Annotated in this window: 1 protein-coding gene (only partly in view); it reads left to right on the top strand. The window is 67.8% G+C overall.

The window, feature by feature from the left end; translation table 11 throughout:
- The first annotated feature begins 429 nt into the window (after positions 1-429).
- Positions 430-21,580 carry the 5' portion of an LEPR-XLL domain-containing protein gene (locus tag ACU0DV_RS10175; protein ID WP_446241706.1) on the top strand. The gene runs 17,942 nt beyond the window's last position, so 21,151 of the gene's 39,093 nt are visible here — the first part of the coding sequence; its start codon is at positions 430-432; its stop codon lies beyond the right edge, outside the window.

Genomic DNA, 21,580 nt, shown 5'->3' with positions numbered 1-21,580 from the left:
ACCGACAGGCTGGACGGCAAACGAATCTTTGCTTGCCGTATTCAGGGATGGGCGACTGACCGATTCTCCCCGAAGTTGCGCGGCGCTGCTCAATTTGCAGACGTCGGGCAAGTTCAAAGTTAATGTTTGAGCAAGAAAAAAACCTTGGTTCATGAGACGCCCTGACCTAGGGTAAGCCAATAGATTCATCGCTTATTGTCGATGGCTGCTCTTCGCTCTTGTTTTCCAGTGTAAGTTTGGTGCGCAATTTTTACGCGCGATCAATTAGTTAGACGGCAGACGTCGGCACACTGTCCGAGGGAGACTTCGATGGCACTGCCGTTCGAACCGCGTTCCAGCAAGCGCGAGAAGCGTTCCACTGCATCTTGGGATCAGGCCTTTTCCTGGTTTACCGACCTCGGGACACGATCTTTCCGAAGGACCAGGCGCATGGCGCCCGGTGGGAAACTGCCAGGGCTGAAGATGGAGGCGATGGAGCCTCGTTTCCTGCTGTCGGCCGATGCCGCGCCGTTCCTCGCGGACATGTCGATGACGACAGGAAACGACTACCTGCTCAAGTACGACTCCCTGACGCAATCCATCAACCTCTACGACAAGCAGGCGAATTCCCTCATCGCCCAGCGTCTCGTGCAGGAGATTACCTACGTCCGGGTTACGGGCACGGCAGGCGACGATTCACTCGAACTGGACTTCAGCGATGGCTTCGTCTCGCCCATCGACATCCGTTTCGACGGCGGCGACGGCGCGGACACTGTCACCCTGTCCGGCGCGACGCTGGATGCCGTGACGCTCAGCATCAGCGGCGAAGGGTCGGCGGACATCAAGATGTCGGACGCCAGCCACACCCTGAGCCTGTCGCTGACCGGCACGGAGGCGGTGCACGACCAGAACACCGCGACGGACCGCCTGTACTCCGACGCGACGACGCATGGCCAGAACATCCGCATCCAGGACAACAGCGGCAGCACGGCCGACAACATCGGCACGATCGCCGGGGACGGCCTGCTGGCTTACACATTCACCGCCGACACCGGGACGATCACCGTCGATGCTGGAGTGGGAGACGACGATATCGCCCTCGAGTCGCTGGACACAGGCCTTGCGGGCCGCGTGCTCCTGAGCGGTGGCGCAGGGACAGACGCCGTGACCGGACCGCCGGTGGATCTGACCTGGACCGTGACCGGCGAGAATGCCGGCGAGGTTGCAGGTGTGTCCTTCGTTTCGGTGGAGACGCTGATTGGCGCCGCCGATACGGAGGACGTTTTCGTCGTTCAGGCCGGGGGTTCCCTCTCTGGCGGACTGGACGGCGGGACCGGCGGTTTCGACACGCTGGTCTTCGATGGCGGATCGTTCCAGAACGTCGAATATCTCGCCTACGATCTGCACTCCGGGGTCATCACCCGCGACGGCGTTTCGCTGAACTACGCCGGGCTCGAGCCGATCAACGACAATTCGGATGCCGCGAACCGGGTCATCGACCTGTCCAGCATGTCGGACACCGCGGAAATCACGCAGGACGGTACGGGCCTGCACATCACGCCGAGCCTGTTCGGCATCACCATTCCCCCCAACATTCCAGCCGGCCTGACCTTCGAGACGGTCAACATCGCCACGCTACCGACCGAGTCGCTGACGATCAATCTTGGTGACAGCGCGGATTTCCAGGGCGATGCGATCCCGTTCCTGTCTCGCGACAAGGTGACGATTTCCGGCCCGGTTGACCTGGGCAACATCCACCTGACCATCGACGGGCAGGGCGACAAGGACCAGGTGGTGATCGCCGGCGACCTGACCGTCGGCGACCTGACCGTCAACGCCGAGATCATCGACGTGACCGGCAGCATCACGGCCAACATCGCAACAGTCGGCAGCCACACCTCCACCGGGACGGTGACTCTGAATGCGCTGGCCGAGGACGATGGCGTGATCGTGGACGGCGATTCCCCGTCGTTCCTGCAGGGCATCGGCCTGGAAGGCTTCTTCGTCGCGGCGACCACGGCGACCGTCGAGGTGTCGGGCAGCATCACCGCCGGTGGCGCGCTTGTCATGACCGCCGAAGGTGCGGTGAATATTTCCGCGGGCACCGGCGATCTGGCCGGCGCGGGCGTGCTCGACCTGACCGGCGTGGTGGCCCTGCCGGATGTCGCCGTGCGCATCGACGGGGCGACTCTGTCCGCCGAAAGCGTGACGGCGACTGCAACCGCCGATATCGACGTGACCGTGGCGGACGACGCGGGTGCCGACGACACCAACTCGACGACGGCCGACGCGGCGGTTTCGGTCGTGGCGGTCTACGGCGACAGCGCCATCGTCGTCGACGGGGCAAGTGCCATCACCGCGACCTCCGGTGCCGTGACACTTGGCGCCGTGTCCGAACTGAACGTGGCAACGAAGGCAGATGGCTCGACCGAGGCAGGCGCGAAGGGCGCGACTCTGGCGGTTGCAACCATCGGCATCACCACCTCCATGAGCGTGGCCTCGACCGCCTCGATCACCGCGGGCAGCGGCGATGTGGCGCTGGCCTCGACCCTGACGTCGGTCGTGTCGACCGAGGCGATCTCAACCCAGGACGGCGCCGACGACGGCGCGGGAGCCAACCAGTCTGAGCAGCGTCTGCAGGACCCGAACGACGACGGCGACACCAGCGACCAGGCGGCGGGTCAGGGCGGCAGCGTGAGCTTCGCGGGCGCCGTGGCGGTGACGGATTACCGGCCGGTGACGCTGGTGACGCTGGGCGGTACGGTGAACAGCGGACAGGCGCTGACCCTGACGGCACTCAGCACCGACAGCGTGACGACGAAGGCGGACGCCTCCGTCACCGGGTCGGGCGGCGGTGCGACCGGCGTGGGCATCGGCGTTGCCATCGGGATCGTCGATTCCAGTGTCAGCGCGGCGATCACCGGCGGCGACCTGACGGCGGCGAACGGTGTGACGCTCCTTGCGCACATGGACGCCGACGAGACCTTCAGCATCGAGGCGATCTCCGGCATCGGGGACGGGGCGAAGACCGCCGTCGCCGGTTCGCTGGCCATCCATGTGGGCCTCGCCGATGTCACGGCCACCGTGGGCGGGACACTGGACCTGAACGGATCGAACCTGAGCGTGTCGGCGCTGTCGGAGACGCGCACCGTGACGCGCGCCGTGCCCTCCGAGGATGGCGTGACCGGTGAATCGACAGGCGTTGGCGCCTCGGTCGCGCTGGCGATCATCGACTACCAGACCTTCGCCGGTGTGGACGACAATGCCACGATCACCAATGGCGCGGACCTGACCCTGTCTGCGACCAGCAACCAGGACGTGGAGACCGTGGCAAAGAGCGGCGCAACGGGCGGGGCCTCCGGCACGGCCTTTGTTCCGGTGGCGGCGATCACCATGCTGTTCAGCGACACGGCGGCGGAAATCGGTGTCGGCACGGGTGCTGTCAGCTTTGCCGGCGACATCGGCCTGAGTGCCACCCATGACGCTGGCGCAGAGACCACCGGCGAAGGCAATGCGGAGGGCGGCACAGCCGTCGGCGTGTCCTTCGGCCTGACGGTCGACGAACAGACCTCGATGGTCCGCGTTCTGCGCGACCTGGCGTCGACCGGCGGCGCCATCGCGCTGACCTCGACCAGCCTGATCCGGTCGCGTACTGATGCAAAGGCGTCGGCGGCAGGTGCGGCGGAAGATGACGGCTCCAGCCCTGAAGGCGTGGATGACACCACCTCGCAGCAGGCCGGGTTCGCGGACGATCAGGCAGCGGCCCGCACCGGCTCCGGCCCGCGCACCACCGACACACAGTCGGCTGAGGGACAGGGTGGCGGCAAGATGTCCGTCGCGGCGGCAATCTCGCTGACGATCCAGAACGTGGACACGGTGACGGTTCCGGCGGACGGCGTGTCGATCACCGCAGATGAGGGCCTGTCGCTTGTCGCCCTGTCGAACGTGGATGCCCTGGCCGACGCCGATGGCAGCGCGTCGAAGGGGACGAGTGGCTCCATAGGTGCGGCAGCATCGCTGACCTATTCCAATGTCTCGACGCTGGCATCCTCCGGCGCGGGCACCACGCTGACCGGCGACGGGATCGAGATCCGCTCCGGCGTCGCAACCCGCAACGTGCCGCTGACCGTCCAGTCCGGCAAGGCGCTGGATGAGGACGCCGACACGATCTTCCTGGGTGAGGACCACGGGCTCAGCACCGGCGACGCGGTGGTCTACACGAACAACAGCGGCGGTAACGACATCGGCGGCCTGACCAGCGGCCAGACCTATTACATCGTCGAAGACACAAATGGCCGGGTGAAACTGGCCGCGACGGAGCCGGACGCAAACGCAGATCCGGCGGTGACCATCGACCTGTCGCTGAACGCCGCCTCCGGCGAGCACCAGCTTCAGAAGGGCACCGAGGACGCCAAGACCTTCGATCCGACGACGGACGTGTTCGGCCTCGACAGCAGCGAGAAGTCGAGCCTGCGGACGGGTGACGCGGTCACCTACACGACGAACGGCACCGACACTGACATCGGTGGCCTGACCAATGGCACAACCTATTTCGCGATCATCGACGAAGAAGGCGACCTGAAGCTGGCGACCAGCAGTGAAAACGCGCTGAAGGGCGAGGCGATCGAGATCACCTCCGCCGGAAGCGGCACGTCGCACCAGCTGGCAGAGACAGTCAGCCGCGCCGCAGCGGATTCCACGTCGGGTGCGTCCGACGGCGACCTCGGCATCGCAGGATCGCTGGCGATCAACGTCGCCGAGGTGAACACCAACGCAACCCATGCGGATACCTCGACGGCGGTCCTGCGGGACAGCACCGGCGGCGATGGCGCGGTGGGCGCGCTGACCGTTTCGGCAACGGCCGAGACGATGGCCGGGGTCGACGCAAACGCGCAGCAGTCCGAGGCGGGCAAGACCGGGGTCGGCTTCTCCTTCGGTCTGAACATCACGGATCACAACACGCGGGCAACCTATGAAGGGGGCGCGCTTCTGGACACCGTCACCGGGTCCCCGGATGACGTGACAGTCGAGGCATCGGGCACCTATTCGATGCTGACCAATGTCGAGGGCGGCGCGCAGTCCACCGGCGGCACGGGCGCCACGCCGGTACTGGGCATCTCCGTCGCCATGAACGACACCTCTGCCGTGTTCGAGGACGGCGATGCGCTGACCATCGGCGGCGATCTGACCGCCAAGGCCACCCATGTGGCGGACACCACGACCATCGCGAAGGGCGACACGAAGGGCACCGACGCGGCCGTGGGCATTTCCTTCGCACTGACCGTGGCCGAAGATGACGTCACGGCGCAACTGCTGCGCGATGTGACCTCCACCGGCGGCGGCGTGTCGGTGACGGCAGAGGGCGCCTCTGCCTCCACGACCGAGAGCCAGGCCAGCGCCACGGGCGCGCCGGAAGACAACAGCAACCAGAACGTCAACGACCAGACCGGCGCGCAGGCCGGCCAGGCGCAAAGCCAGAGCGCCGCCCGGACCAGCAGCGGGGCGACCCCGTCGTCCGCGTCGACCGGGCAGGGCCAGGCGGATGCGTCGAACAACGGCAGCAGCCTGACGGTCGCCGCAGCGATCAGCCTTAACATCGCGGACATGGACGTAATCGCCAACATTGACAACGGCGCGGTGGTCAATACCACGGGCGCGGTGGAGGTCACGGCGCGCGGCAACATGGACGCGCAGGCCGAAGCGGACGGCAGCGCCACGACGATTCCCACCTCCGGCACCAACAGCACCAATATCGGCGCCGCCGTGGCGCTGAACTGGGGCTCCGCCGACATCGACGCGACGCTTGGCGACGCGGACGTGACCGCAGGCGGCCTGACGGTTCAGGCGCTGATGTTCGAGCGCGGCGACGACGACACCCATACGTTCGGCGCCAAGGCGACCTCGGGCGCCAGTGGCGGCTCCACCGGCGTGGCGGGGTCCTTCGCGTTGAACCTGCCGAGCGTGTCGACCTCCGCGCTCGTGTCGAACGACGCGGTCGTGGCGATCACCGGCGGGGGCGACGTCGTGGTGAAATCGATCTCGAAGACGGAGTCCTCGGTCGAGGCAGGGGCAGCCACCGACGCGAAGAAGGCGCAGTCGACCGGCTCCTCGTCCTCCGGCGGGACAAGCGGCAGCAGCGGCACCGGGTCCAACTCAACTAAGTCGGGCAACACGATCGGCGTGGGCGTCTCCATCGGCGTCAATGTCTCCGACATGCTGACAGAGGCGTCGCTGGGCGGGAATGCCGCGCTGACCGGCGCGCAGAACCTGACCATCGAGGCCGATGGCACCCACGCCATGACCACCAGCGTCGAGGGCGGGGCAGAGGCGGCGGGCGGATCGGCGGTGACGCCGGTTATCGCGATCAGCGTGGCGCAGAACGCCGTGCGCGCGGACCTGCCCTCCGGTGCCGAACTGACCATCCTTGGCGACCTGACTGTAACGGCGTCGCTTGATGCCGACACCTCCACAGATGCCAACGGCAGCGCCGATGCGACCAACGCCGCCATCGGCGCGTCGCTGGCCCTGACGATCACCTTCGACAGCGCGCTTGCCACATTGTCCCGCTCGGTGACGGCGGGCGGTGCGGTGCTGGTCAGTGCCGCCGCCGTGACCGTCAGCCGTGGAGACGCGCGCGCCTCTGCCGTGGGGTCCCAGCAGGCGAATTCCCAAGGTCAGGCACAGACATCGGGCGGCAGCGTCCAGAGCCAGACCGACAATCAGGTGACCGAGGCCAACAACCGCTCGGCCACATCGGGCACGGGCAACACCGCCACCAGCCCCAGCAACCGCCAGCAGACCAACAGCGGCCAACTGACCGTCGCCGCCGCCATCGGCATCAACATCGCGCAGACGGAATCGCGCGCGGTTCTTGCCGGCGCACCGGGCACCCCGATCACCGTCGAGGCGGACGGGGCCGTCACTGTGAAGTCCGAGGCCAATGACGATGCCAACGCCCGCGCGGACGGGCAGGCCACGCTGAAGAAAAAGGCGAGCCAGGGCAACAACACATCGAACGACACCACCATCGGCGCGGCCATCGCGGTGAACGTGGCGCAGATCGACAACATCGCCCTGATGAACGACGCCTCTGTCACCGGCAACGGGATCAACGTGCAGGCGCTCATGGCGGCGCGCGAGGTGAAGGTCGAGGCCAGCGAACTGTCCACCGTGGATACCGACGCCGACACGATCTTCGTGGGCGAGCCGGAGGTGGCGTTCACCACGGGTGAGCAGGTCACCTACAACATGGGCGCGGGCGGCACCGCCATCGACGGGTTGACCGACGGCACGGACTACTACGTCATCCTCGGCGACAACGGCACGATCCAGCTTGCCGCCAGCCAGTCGGATGCGGAGGAAGGCAAGGCCATCGACCTGAAGGACCAGGGCGCGGGCGATGCCCATGAACTGGTGCGCACGGCACAGACGCCGGAGAACACCACCGCCGATCCGGTCGAATTCGACCCCGACGAGACGCGGGTGGAGATCGTCTTCGACAATCCGGGCGGCCTCCAGACCGGCGAGGCGGTGGTCTATGACACCGACGGCGCGGCCATCGGCGGGCTGACGGACGGTGAGACCTACTTTGCCATCGTCGAGGCGGACGGACGGCTGAAGCTGGCCGCCAGCCGCGACGACGCGATGAAGGGCGAGGCCATCGAGCTGACCTCTGCCGCGTCGGGCGACGCGCACAAGCTGACGGAGGCGGCGCACAGCAACGGCGCCACTTCGGTGTCCGGCGCATCGGGCGGCAAGACGAGCGTCGCGGGCTCCGTTGCGGTGAACGTGGCGCTTGGCGAAACCTCGGCGCTGTATGGCGAGACGGCGCAACTGACAGTCACGGGCGGTGGCGCCAGCACGGTCGAGGCGAAGGCCGCGACCTACACCCTGACGCGTGCCCTGTCGGCCAAGGACACCGCCGGCAAGTCGCTGGGACTGGGCCTGTCCTTTGCTATCGGCGTGTCCGAGCATGACGTCCTGGCCTCCGTCGCGGGCGGTGCGACCCTCGCGGACTTCGGCGACCTCTCGGTTTCGGCAACAAGCGATCACGTCGCGGCCACACAGGCCAAGGCGGGCAGCGTGACGACGGCGACCGACGGCACCTCCGTCGGCGGGTCCCTCGCGCTGATGGTCTCTCTCAACGACACCGAGGCGACGGTACCCGCAGGGGCCACCGGCCTTTCGGTGGACGGCAACCTTTCGGTCACGGCGGCGCATACGCTCGACCTGCTGACGGAGGCCGACGCCGACACCAAGGGCAATACCGGCGTGGGCATCGCGCTTGGCATGGCCTGGGCAGAGGATGACACGCGGGCACTGCTTGGCCGCGATGTCTCGGCCACCGGGCCCACGGCGGACGATGTGACCGTCTCTGCCACCAGCGTCACCACCGCGCTCACCGTCTCGCAGGGCAGCTCCCAGGGGGCGAAGAAGAAGCAGTCGAACGGCGACGGCACCACGGCGAACGAACAATCGGCCAGTGCCACCGGTGCGGCGAACCAGCAGTCGGGCGCGACGCTGAACGACCCGCAGCCCGGCTCTCAGGTCCAGAGCGGCAACAACACCGCAGCCACCCAGACGACCAATCCGGGCGGGCAGGGCGGCAACGCCCAGCAGTCGACCCAGCAGACCACCGGCGGAGCGGTGCAGGTGGCAGGTGCCATCGCGGCGACAGTGATCGTCTCCGACGCGGAGGCCGTGGTCGAGGACGTGACCATCAACGCGACCGGCGACATGACGGTCCGGGCGCTGAACGATGCGGACGCGTCGTCCATCGCCACCGGGCTGGCACTCAACACCTCCGACGGCCAGACAGGTGTGGGCGCCGCGGTTGCGGTGAACGTCGCCGTGCTGAAGGCGCAGGCCACAGTCGCTGCGGGCACCATCTCCACCGGCTCTCTGACCGTGGAGGCCGGGACCTCCGACGGCGAGACGAACGAGATGCAGACGGTCGCGCTGGCCGGTGCGGGCGTCAAACAGAAGTCCAACCAGCAGCAGAACCAAGGCGGAGGCGGCACCAACACCAACGGCGGGCTCGCCATCGCGGGCGCGGCTGGCGTGAACTACTACGAAAGCGACACGGACGCCTCCATCGCGGATGGCGCCACCGTGACCGCGGTCAGCGGCGATGTGGATATGACCGCGCGGCAAAGCGTCGGCGTCCAGAACATCGCGGGCGGCGCATCGCTCCTGCTGAGCAACAGCAACGGCGGCGGTGGCGGCGGGTCGGGCAGCGATGGCGGCACCAGCGTCGGTGCGGCCGTGGCGGTCAATATCGTGCCCATCGACACGGATGTGAGCATCGGCGCGGGTGCCACGGTGACGGCTCAGGGGTCTGTCAGCATGCTGGCCGACAGCGAGATCGTCCCGATGGAGATTGTGATCCCCGACGTGCTGCCCGAGGCGCTCGGCATCGGCGAGATCGAGACCGGGCTCTTCGTGACCGGCCTTGCCATCGGGGCCTCCATCGCCTCCGGCGGCGGCGACCAGCAAGGCAGCGGTTCCGATGCCGGTGCCGGATCGGCGGTCATCAACGTCTTCACCCCCGACACGCGCGCCATCGTCGGCGCAGGGGCGACCATCACGGCCACCACCGGCGATATCTCCGTCCGGGCGGAGTCCGAGACGCGCGTGACCGATTCCGCCGGATCTCTCGGCTTCTCGACCAGCGGTTCCGGTGTCGGCGTGGGTCTCGACGTGACGGTGCACGAGGCGACGACGCTGGCGATCATCGAAGGCGGCGATCCGCTGGGCACGCCCACGACGCTGCAGGCCGGTGGCAACATCATCGTGGAAGCGCAGTCCGTCGAGGACTTCTTCCAGCTCGCGGTGAACGTCGGCGCGGGTGACAGCACCTCAGGTGCGGGTGGCGCAAACGTTCTGGTCAACATCACGGATACCCAGGCGCGGATCAACAACGCGCTCGACGCGGCAGACGGTGCGGCCACCGTTGCGGCGGACGGCAGCGTCGTGGTGCAGGCGCAGTCGAAGACCATCGCGGACAGCTATGCAGGATCGGGCGGTGGTAGCCTGAGCGGTTCTGCGGTCGGCATCTCCGTCGACGTTCTGGTCGACCTCGACGACACGCAGGCGATCATCGGCAACGGCACAGACATCGTGGCACGCGGCCACGGGGCCAGCGGTGTCGATATCGCCGGGGACACTTTCGACAGCAACGGCGATCCGGTGACAGAGACGGTGCGCGGCCTGGCGGTCACGGCCACCAGCTACGACGCCCTCTACCAGCTTGCCATCGCGGCGTCGGCCTCCCTCGGGTCGGACAACAGCGGGTCGAACGGCGGTGGCGGTGGCAGCAGCCAGTCGGGTGGCGGCAGCAGCACGACCATCGGTATCGCAGGGGCCGTGACCATCGCCGTCCTGAAGGGCGAGACGAAGGCCGTGCTGGGCGACGACGTGGACGTGAATGCCGACGCGGCGACCAACGACCTCGAAGCGCACGCCCTCCAGGGCATCACCATTCGCGGCACGGACCAGACCACCATCGGCCAGGATGCCGGCGGCGGCACCTTTGCGCTGAACGGCGATGTGGGCCTGACCGGGTCGGTCGCGGTGATCGATTCCGACCAATCCGTCTGGGGCACGGCGCTTGGCGACAACACGCTGCGGTCGAAGGGCGGCGGCGTCACGCTCGATGCGCATGGCGCAACCGACATCGACACGCTGGTGATCGCGATTGCGGGTGTCGTGGACACCGGGTCGTCGAACCAGCAGAGCTCCAGCGGCGGCGACATCAAGTTCGCCGGGGCCGGTGCGGTGACGGTGAACCTCGTGGACAACGAGGTGCTGGCAGATGTGGGTGCCGACAGCGAGATCGCCACCACCGGCGCGCTCAGCATCCAGGCAGAGGACAGCTCCGACATCACCTCCGACTCCGGCGGTGTGGCCTTTGCGCTCAGCACCGGCCAGTCCCAGGGCGGGACCACGGCGGGCTCCGTCGGGGCGTCGGTCGCGGTGAACGATATCACGCAGACCATCCGCGCCACGGTGACGGACACGCCGATCACGGCGGCCAGCGTGGACATGGACGCGATCAACAACGCCGAGGTCGACACCCTGACCATCGCCGGGTCGGCTTCCGTCTCGAACAGCTCCACCGCCTTCGGTGGCGCGGGCTCCGGATCCGGCAACTACATAGACGCGACCACCATCGCCAGCATCTCGAACCCCTCGGGCGTGCAGGTGGTGAATGCAGCGGGCGGGGCGGTTTCCGTCAACGCGCTCGATAACGCGAAGATCAACGCCGACGCCGGTGCGGGTGCGCTGGCCGTCTCCACCGCGAGCAGCGGCAACAATGCGGGCGCGGTTGCCATCGGTGCGGCCATGGCCGTGAACCACATCACCAAGACCACCACGGCCGAAGTGCACGCCGCCACCGTCACCTCCGCCGCCTTCACGACCGAGGCGCTGTCGACCTCCGAGATCGACGCCTTTACCTTCGCCGTTTCGGGGTCGCTGTCGTCCGGCAGTGGCACGCTGGCCCTGTCCGGCGCCGGGTCGGGTTCCGGCAACGAGGTCACGTCCTCCGTGCTGGCCTCCGTCCGGCAGAGCAGCATCACCGCCACCGGTCCGGTCACGATCAACGCGGCCGAGGCGGGGCGCATCGACGCGACCACCGGCTCTCTCGGCATTGCGCTGAACGTGGGCAGCGGCACCGGTGCCAAGGTGGGCGTCGGCCTCGGGATCGCGGTCACGCTGAACGACGTGATGGCATCCGCCATAGCGGAATCCGAAGATACCTCGATCAACGCAGGCACGCAGGACGTGTCGATCACCGCGGACAACACCGCCTCCATCGACTCCACGGCCTTCGGCGTCTCGCTGAGTGTCTCGACCTCCCAGAGCGGCGCATCGGTCGGTGTGAGCGCTAACGTCGCGGTCTCCCTCAACGATATCAACCTGGAGACCCGCGCCCTCGTGACCGACACGGCCGGGGGAGACTCGGACTCCGTCCTGGCGGGCGACCTGACGGTCAGCGCCACGGACAGCGGCAACATCACGGCGGATGCGACATCGGTTGGCCTGGCCGTCTCGTCGTCGAGCAGCAGCGTTTCCGTCTCGGGCGCGGTGAACGTGTCGGTCGCCGACAACACCATCACCTCCACGACCGAAGCGCTGATCGACTCCGTCGATGCGACACTGAGCGGCGCGGTCGACATGGATGCGTCGTCCGAGAAGGTCATCACCGCGATCGTCACCGCGGCGTCGGTCGGTGTCAGCCTTGGCAGCGGCAGCGGGGCGTCGGCCTCCCTGACCGGGGCGGGCTCCCGATCCTACAACGAAACGACCAATTCCGTGTTGGCGGTGATCCGCAATGCCGACGTGACGGCCACAGGCGATGTCACGCTCGACGCCGTGGATTCGACCGAGATTTCCGCCACGCTGGTGGCGGTGGCAGCGTCGGTTTCCGTGGGCGGCGGCAGCGGCGCATCCGCCTCCCTGACCGTTGCGGTGAGCGACGCGCAGAACGTCATCCAGAACACCACGCGCGCGGTGATCGAGGGCGGCTCCGAAGTCCGGTCCACGGGCGGTGCGATGCGGCTCGACGCTTCTTCCGACGGGTCGATCACGGCAACCGCCGTTGCGGCCTCGCTCGGGGTCAGCACCGGCGGCGGCAGCGTGTCACTGAGCGGGGCGGGTGCCGGTGCCAACGCCGACAACAGCATCACCAACACGGTCGAGGCCGGCGTTCTGGGCGCGTCCGACGCCATCGTGGACGGTGCGCTGGACATCACTGCAACGGACGCGGCCAGCGTCACGGCGACCGTCGTCACGGCGGCAATTTCGGCCGACCTGGGCGGTTCCGGCTCCGCCAACATCACGCTGTCCGCCGCGGTGTCCCTTGCGGACAACAGCATCTCGAACACGGTGTCGGCGCATGTCGTCTCGTCCGGGATCGACGCGGGCGGTGCGGTGACGATCAAGGCGGACTCGACCAAGGCCATCGACGCGGTGCAGGTCGCCGCGGCCGTTGCGGTCTCCATCGGGTCGGGCACCGTGTCGTTTGCCGGGGCCTTCGGTGTCGCGCAGGCGCAGAACACGATCGGCGGATCGACCACCGCGGGCATTTTCGGCGCGGACATTGCCAGCATCGGCGGCGCGCTCGACATCGACGCGGACAGCGGCAGCACGATCAACGCCACGCTGGTGGCCGCGACGGCCTCCGTCTCGGCAGGGTCCGGCACGGTGTCGCTCGCCATGTCGGCGGCCATCGCGCTGGCCACGAACGAGATTTCCAGCGTCGTCCTTGCGGGCATCGACGACACCCCGGTGATGACAACCGGCGGCGCCGTGACGGTGGACGCCACCAACAGCAGCCAGATCGACGCGACCTCTGTCGGGGTGGCCATCGCGGTCAGCGCGACCAGCGGCAGCGTGTCGCTTGCGGCGGCGCTGGCGCTGGCACAGGCGAACAACACCATTCTCGGCAGCACCGATGCCATCGTCTCCGACAGCGGTGTGACGGCGGGCGGTGCGGTAGGCATCGGCCTGACCGACAGCGCGCAGATCAACGCGGACGTGATCGCGGCCTCGGTCTCCGTCTCCCTGAGCAGCGGCGGCGTGGCGGGCAGCCTTTCGGTTGCAGTGGCGCTGAGCGAGAACGTGATAGGCGGTACCGGCCGCGCGGCCATCGACACGGCGAGCGTCGTGGCGCAGAGCGGCGGCATCACGCTGGATGCCGTCAGCACGAAGTCGATCACCGCGACCGGCGTCGCGGCGGCAATCAGCGTATCGGGTAGCGGCAGCGTTGCGGTGTCCGGCGCAGGCGCGGGTGTCGATGTCAGCAACACCATCACCAACACCTTCGGCGCCGAGATCCTGAACGCGCCTCAGGTGCAGGCATCCGGTGCAATCGGCGTCACCGCTTCGGATACGTCGACGATCACGGCGACCATCGTATCGGGCGCGGCAGCCGTCGCGGTAGGCGGCTCGGCCTCCGTCGCGGGGGCCGTGGCGGTCACGCTGGCAGAGAACACCCTGTCCGGCGCGCTGGTGGCGCGGATCTCCGGATCCGATGTGGATGCGCTTGGCGGTGGCGTAAACGTGGCGGCCACGGCGAACAACACCATCGATGCGACCGCCGTCGCGGCCAGCCTGTCGGTGTCGGCGTCGGGCAGCTTCGGTGCCGCCGGTGCCGGGGCCGGGGCCAGTGCGACCAACACCATGACGAACAGCGTCAAGGCGCTGATCGAGAACGGCAGCGACGTGGATGCGGCGGGCGCGGTCACCGTCTCGGCCACCGACAGTTCGTCCATCGAGGCGGAGGTCGCTTCTGTCGCGGCGTCCATCTCGGGCAGCTCGACCGCCGCGATCTCCATCTCCATCGCGGTGCCGATTGCAACGAACTCGATTTCCACCGTCACGCTGGCCAGCATCGACGCCAGCGACGTGGATGCGACCAGCGTCTCCGTCACCTCTCTGCGCGACGGGTCGATCACCGCCGTCAGCGCGGCGGTCTCCGTATCGATCTCGGTCTCCGGCTCGTTCAGCCTGTCGGCGGCAGGTGCGGGCGCCGTGGCGGACAACTTCATCGGTGGCGGGGGCGAGGCGTCGATCCGCGGCAGCAACGTCACAACGACAGCGGGCGGCGTGACGGTCGAAGCCGACGACACCAATTCCATCAGCGCCACGCTGGTGGCCGCATCGGTCGGCGTCGCGGGCAGCGGTGGCGCATCCATCAGCCTCGCCATCGCGGCGACGGTCACGACCAACGAACTGACCGGCACGACGCTCGCCACCATCCAGGGATCCGACGTGGATGCGGCGGGTCAGATCACGGTCGACGCGCGCAATGAGAACACCATCGACGCGACAGCCGTGGCGGCGGCGATTTCCGTTGCGGGTGGCTACGTGGGCATTGCCGGGGCCGGGGCAGGGGCGAAGTCCGTCTCGTCCATGTCGAACACAGTCGAGGCGTCGATCATCGACTCGCCCGACGTGGATGCGGATACCGGCGTGACGATCAACGCCGAGGACGCCTCCACCATCACCAACGCCACCGCCGCAGCGGCAATGGCCGTGGGCGTCGGCGCGGGCGGCGGTGCGGTCTCTGTTGCCGTGACCCTTGTGGAGGTCAACTACGACACCGCCGTCAAGGCGCACATCGGCGGGTCCGACGTGCGCACCACAGGCGGCGACGTGACACTGACGGCCCTCGCATCGGGCACCATCGACGTGGAAGGCTACGGCATCGGCGTAGCAGTCTCCGGCGGTGCGGTCGGTATTTCCGGCGCGGGCACCGGCGTCGTGACGCGGGTCAACGCGGGCAGCCTGGTCGAGGCCTCGATCTTCGGCGGCTCCGATGTGCGGGCCCTGGGCGGCGCAGTGATCCTCGACGCGCAGGACCAGACCGGGATCGACGTGGACGCGCTTGGCGTCACGCTGGCGGCCTCCGGCGGCTCTGTCGCGCTGTCGATCTCGGCCACGGTGATCGTGGCAGAGACCGAGATCGAAGGCACCGTCCGCGCAGAGATCGACGACAGCAATGTGGTCGCCGGCAACGGCAATGTCGACGTTCTGGCCTCGTCCACCACCTCCTCCGACCTCGAGGCGACGGGCATCGCGCTTTCGGCTGCGGGCGGCACCTTCGGCGGCAGCATCGCGCTGGCGGCGGGCGTGGTCCACAACACCATCGCGCAGGTCGTCGAAGCGGTAATCGACAATGCCGATACCGCAGACGGCCAGGCGGTCACGGCCAGCGGCGCGGTCAACGTCTCGGCCGAGGACTCGGTCATGATGACGGCGATCTCGCGTGCGATTTCCATCGCAGTGTCGGGCGGTTACGTCGGTCTGGCGGTCTCTGTGTCTGCTGCCGTCGCGACCAACACGCTTGCCGGATCGACGATCGCCCGGGTTCAGAATTCGCGCGTCGACGCAAACGGCGGTCCCGTGACCGTCACCGCGCAGACGTCGAGCCAACTGGACACCCAGCCCATCGCCTTCGCCTTCTCGGCGTCGGTGGCCTTTGCCTCGCTGGCGGCCGCCGGTGCGGGGGCGTCAGGCATCAACACGGTCACACGCGAAGTGTCCTCCACCATCGAGGCGGCGTCCAACGTGACCGCCAACGGCGCGGTGACGGTCGAGGCGCATGATGTGCTGGAGGCCAACGCCCAGGTCGGTTCCGCCGCGGTCAGCCTTGGCCTTGTCGGTTTTGCGATCAGTGTCGCCATCGGCAAGAATCTGATCGCGACACAGGTGCTTGCGGCGATCGACGACAGCACCGTGACGGCGGAGGCGGGCAACATCCTCGTCGATGCCGACGCGACGCATGAGGACGGGGATATCGTCACCGAGGTCAGCATGGTCAGCGTCAACGGCGTGCTGGGCGGCGCCGGTGCGGGGGGCGAAGCCATCTCGCAATTGGAGACCGACGTGACCGCGCGGGTGCGCGGATCGCAACTGACGGCGCAGGGCGTTGGATCGACCGTGGACGTGGACGCGGACAGCATCGACTGGGCGCGGGCAGAGATCATCGGCGTGGCGGTGTCGCCCGTGGGGCTGGCGATCTCCGCGCTTGTCTCCACCGGCATCGTCGAGGGTGCGACGCGCGCCGTGGTCGATGGCAACACCCAGATCACCGCGGACGGGGCGCTGGACGTCACGGCGGACAGCGTGGCCAAGGGCCTGCCGGAAGGCGACGCCATCGCGGTCGGCGGCATCGGCGGCGCGATCACCATCATGGACGCGCAGGTGAACCGCGTGACCGAGGCCTATGTCGGCGGCCAGGTGGCACCAGGCACGCTTGTGGACACGCGGCTGGACCGCATTTCACTGCCCGGGCAGGATGTGTCCTTCGTGGATGGCGAGATCGTCACTTACAGTTCCAACGGTGGCACCGCCATCGGCGGGCTGGTGAGCGGCCAGCAGTATTACGTGCTGGCAGGTGAGACCGGGACCATCCAGCTTGCCGCGCTGCGGACCGGCGAGAGCCTTGTGAACCTCGGCGACAACACCATCCGCGTGGGCGATCAGTCAGAGCCGCTCGTGACCAATGACGAGGTGCGCTACCAGGCCAACGGCAACGATGTCATCGGTGGGCTGACCGACAACGCCACCTATTACGTCAACGTCCTGTCCGGCGGCCGCATCCAGCTGATGGACGCGCCGAACGGTAACGTGATCGACCTGACCTCCACCGGGGGTGCGGGCACGCACACCATCGAGCGTGTGAACCCGAGCGAGGCGGACATCAACTTCGACCCCATTACCGTGACGGAGGATCAGGATTTCCTGGCCCGCGAGGTGGTGGACCTGACCTCGACCGGAACCGGCGGCAACCACACCTTCACCCGTGACACGGTGGCAGGGATCACCGGCGTGGATACGGACGATACCGAGGATTCGCTGACCCTCGATACCGGCGGCATCGCGTTCGAGACCGGGGAAACCGTGGTCTACACCACCACCGGCAGCGCCATCGGCGGGCTGGTGAACGGCGGCACATACCTCGTGCAGGCCATCGACGACGGCACGGTGAAGCTGGCGGCGCTGGCCCCGACGGGTGCCGCGGTGAACACCGGCGGCGACACCATCTTCGTCGGCGACCCAGCGTCGCCCTTCTTCACCGGCGAGGTCGTTCAGTACGACAGCAACGGCAATGCCGCCATCGGCGGGCTGGTGGACGGCGCGTTCTACACCGTGATCGCGGGCGAGGACGGCACCATCCGCCTCGTGAACGACCTGGATGGCTATGTCGACACGACCAACGACACGATCAACGTAGGCACACCCGCAACCGCCTTCACCACCGGCGAGGAAGTCACCTACGTCAAGGGCTCGGGCAGCCTGATCGACGGGTTGAGCGACGGCGGCACCTACTACGTCATCGACATGGGCAGCGGGCTGATCCGCCTCGCGGATTCGCTGGCGAATGCCAACAACGGCATCGGGGTGGATCTGACGTCGGGCGGTTCCGGCTTCGGCCATGCGATCCAGCGGACGGGCGAGCCGGATGTGCTCTTCGATCCGGATCTGGACATCGTGAACCTGACCTCGGCCGGCGGCGGTGCGGAACACATCCTGCATCGTTCGACCAGCGATGACGTGATCATCGACATCACGCTGGACCTGCCGGAGGACTTCTACCTTCAGCGCGGCACCTTCATCGACCTGAGCAGCGCGGGCAGCGGCGTCCAGAGCCTGCAGCGGCAGGACATCGGCACCGTCAGCTTCGACCCCTCGGCCCTGACCGGGACGGCGGGCACGGCGCCTGCGGCGACGGTCCTGAACATCGGCGGCCACAAGCTGAACGTCGAGGCGACCTCTGCCTACGAGGCGACGGCGGACAGCGTTGCGGGCGGTTTCGGCCTGCTCGCCGGTGCCACGGTGACGAAGTCGGTGGCCAGCGTGGTCGGCGATACGCTGGCCTATGTGGGCGAGGGCACGCAGGTCGTGGCGGGTGCGCTGGACGTGATCGCAACGTCTAACGACGCAGCCAATTCGCTGAACGAGTTCTACGCCATCGGCGGTGCGCTCTCGGTGAATGTGACCATCGCGGATGCGACCATCGACAGCCGGACGGAGGCCTTTACCGGCACAATGGCAGGCGCCACCCCCACCGCGAACAGCGTGACATCCATCACGCTGACGCAGGGTGCCAATGGCAATGGCCGGGCCTTCATCGACGCGAACGGCAGCCAGACGGCAAACGCCGAGGCGGAGGGCATCGGTGCCTCCTTCGGCATCTCGGTCAACGTGCTGGTGCCGACGGCGGATGTCTCCGGGGCCGTGCGTGCCTACGTGGGCGAAACCACCGTGCTCGACGCGGACCGCCTGGACGTGACGGCGGACGGCGATGTCATGGACGCGACCGCCAAGGTCCGTTCCGGCACGATTTCGGGCTTTGCCTCGATCAGCGTGCTGCAATCCTCGGCGCTCGTCAGCGGTGAGGTCGAGGCCTTCATCGGCGCGCAGAACGACACGGGCTCCAGCCTGACCGCCGCTCCGCAGGTGACGATCACGCCCACCGGGGCCGATGTGGGCGACGGTGCCGTGGTCGTGGCAGCGGATGCCACCATGGACGCGGCCGCGGATACCGTGCTGGTCGGCGCAAGCTTCGGCCTGACGGTCAGCGCCGCGCGGCCCAAGGCCGAGGTCAGCGGTGCGACCCGTGCCTACGTCCGCGACGGCGTGGCGATGAGTGCGGCGACCCTCGACATCAATGCCGGCAACTCGGCGCTGGACGCGATCCAGTACAACGCCACGACGCAGACGATCCTCGCGAGCCTCGCAGGCCTTGCGTCGGTGTCCTACCTCGAAGGCGAGGCCACTGTGACGGGCGAGGTTTCCGCCTATCTCGGCGCGCCCTTCGACGGACCGGTGACGGGCGGTGCGGGCGTTGTCGACATCACGGGGGCGGTCACCATAGACGCATGGTCCGACATGAACGCCACCGCCGGTTTCGGTGACCTTGGCTTTACCGCGAACCTCGGCGGGCTTGCCGCGATCAGCATCTTCGACACCACGACGGACGTGGCGGGCACCACGCGCGCCTTCGTCGGGCAGGGCGGCACGCTGAACGCAGCCTCGCTCGCGGTGCATGCGCAGGGCGACTACGACGCGACCTCCACGACGCTCGGTGTGACGCTCTCGGGTGTCGTCGCCTTCACCGACATCACGGCGAACGCCACGGTGAGCGGCACGGTCGATGCGCATGTGGGCTCGGCCTACAACGCCACCCCGTCGAGCAACATCGGCATCGTCGACATCGACGGTGCCGTGACGATCACCGCCATCGGCAACATGTATGCGGCGCCGACCATCGGCAACCTGACCGCCTCCTCCATCGCCATCTCGCTGTTCGACCAGCGCGCGACGATCTCCGGCGCGGTGCGGGCCTATGTCGGGCAGGGCGTCGACCTTGAGGCCGACAGCCTGACGATCCTCGCCGACACGCCCTTCACGCAGGTCGGGGCCGCCGAAAACTACGGCGGGCACGAATACGGCATGGGGGCATATGCGCGCAGCGCCAGCCTGTCGCTCGGGCTGCTGGCCTCCGTCACCGACATCAAGTCGGTCGCGACGGTCAACGGCACGGTCGAAGCCTTCATCGGCGCGGGTCGTGCCCTGGTGGCCTCGGACGTGCAGACCGATGTGGACATTACCGGCGGCGCCGTCAGCGTCTCTGCCGACAGCGACATGCGGGCGGTGTCCGACATCGACTCCCTCAGCGCGAGCCTCGGGCTCAGCCTGAACCTGTTCCAGAATGACGCGAACGTCAGTGGCCGGACCTCCGCCTTTGTGCGCGACGGCGTCAACCTGACCGCCAGCTCGCTGGATGTGTCCGCCGGCAATGCCCTTGTCCCGAATGACAGGGTGATCAACCAGGCCGTTGCCCTCGCCTCCAGCTTCGGGATCGGCTTCATCGGCGAAGGCACGAGCCTGAAGCCCACCGCCACCGTCAGCAGCATCATCGAAGCCTTCGTGGGTGCGCCCGACGACGTGGCAGCGGGCGGCGCTCCGGGGGCGGTCGTCGCCGTCACCGGCGGCGTGGACTCCATGAATGTGACCGCCCTTGGCGACATCGACGCCATTTCCCGGACGGATTCCGTCTCGGCGGGCGGTCTTGTGCAGATCGGGAACTTCGAGCCGACCGCCATCGCAGGCGGCAAGACCCGCGCCTATGCGGGCAACGGCATCGAGCTTCACGTCAGCGACCTCAACCTGCTGGCGGACGGCGACGCTAAGGCGGATGCCGAACTTCTCAGTGTTGGCGTCACCGGCGGTGTGGCCGTGAACGGGCTGAAGCCCACGGCGATCACCTCGAACGACGTGGAGGCCTACGTGGGTCGCAACGACGACGCGACCGAGACGACGGACGTGGTGGTCAGGGTGCTGGGCCAGGATGGCGTGTCGCGCGGCACGGTGGATGCCGTGGCACTCGGTTCGACCATTGCCGATGCGGAGACGAGGGGCTTTGCCGCGGCGGGCATCGTCGGCGTCTCGCTGGCCACATCCGTCGCCGCGATGGAGGGCAAGACCCGCGCCTACGTCGGTCGCTACACCGACCTCACAGCAGGCGATGTGAACCTGACCGCGACCGAGGTCGCCGCCCAGGCGCTGTCCGAAGTCGCCAGCACCTCGGTCAGCGGTGCGGTGGACGTGGCCGTGCTGACCTCCGAAGCTTACGCGGCACGGATCACCGAAACCTTCGTCGGCGACCATTCGACCGTCAACCTCGGCGCCCACAACCTTACGGGTGTGGCCACCACCAAGGTTCTCGACAACGCCAACCAGCTTGTTCCCATGGCCAGCGCATCCATTGCATCTGTGGGCGGCGCGGGCCTCGTGGACGTGAACGACATGACCGTGATCGCGGTCGTGGGCCAGAAGGATCCCGCGAGCCAGGAATCCGCTACGCGGGCCTATGTCGGGTCCAACTCCGACGTGACGGCGAACAACGTGACCCTCGATGCCGTGTCCAGCACGACGGTCGAGGCGGACGCGTCGAACTTCAGCGCGGCGGGCCTTGTCGCGGTTTCGGTCTCGACCATCACGGCGCGCAACGCGCATGACGGGGCGGTATATATCGGCGACGATACCGACCTGACGCTGGACGGCACGCTGCATATGCTGGCGGACA

This window comes from Sagittula sp. (assembly GCF_052825245.1).
This window is presented reverse-complemented; position numbering and strand designations above follow the sequence as displayed.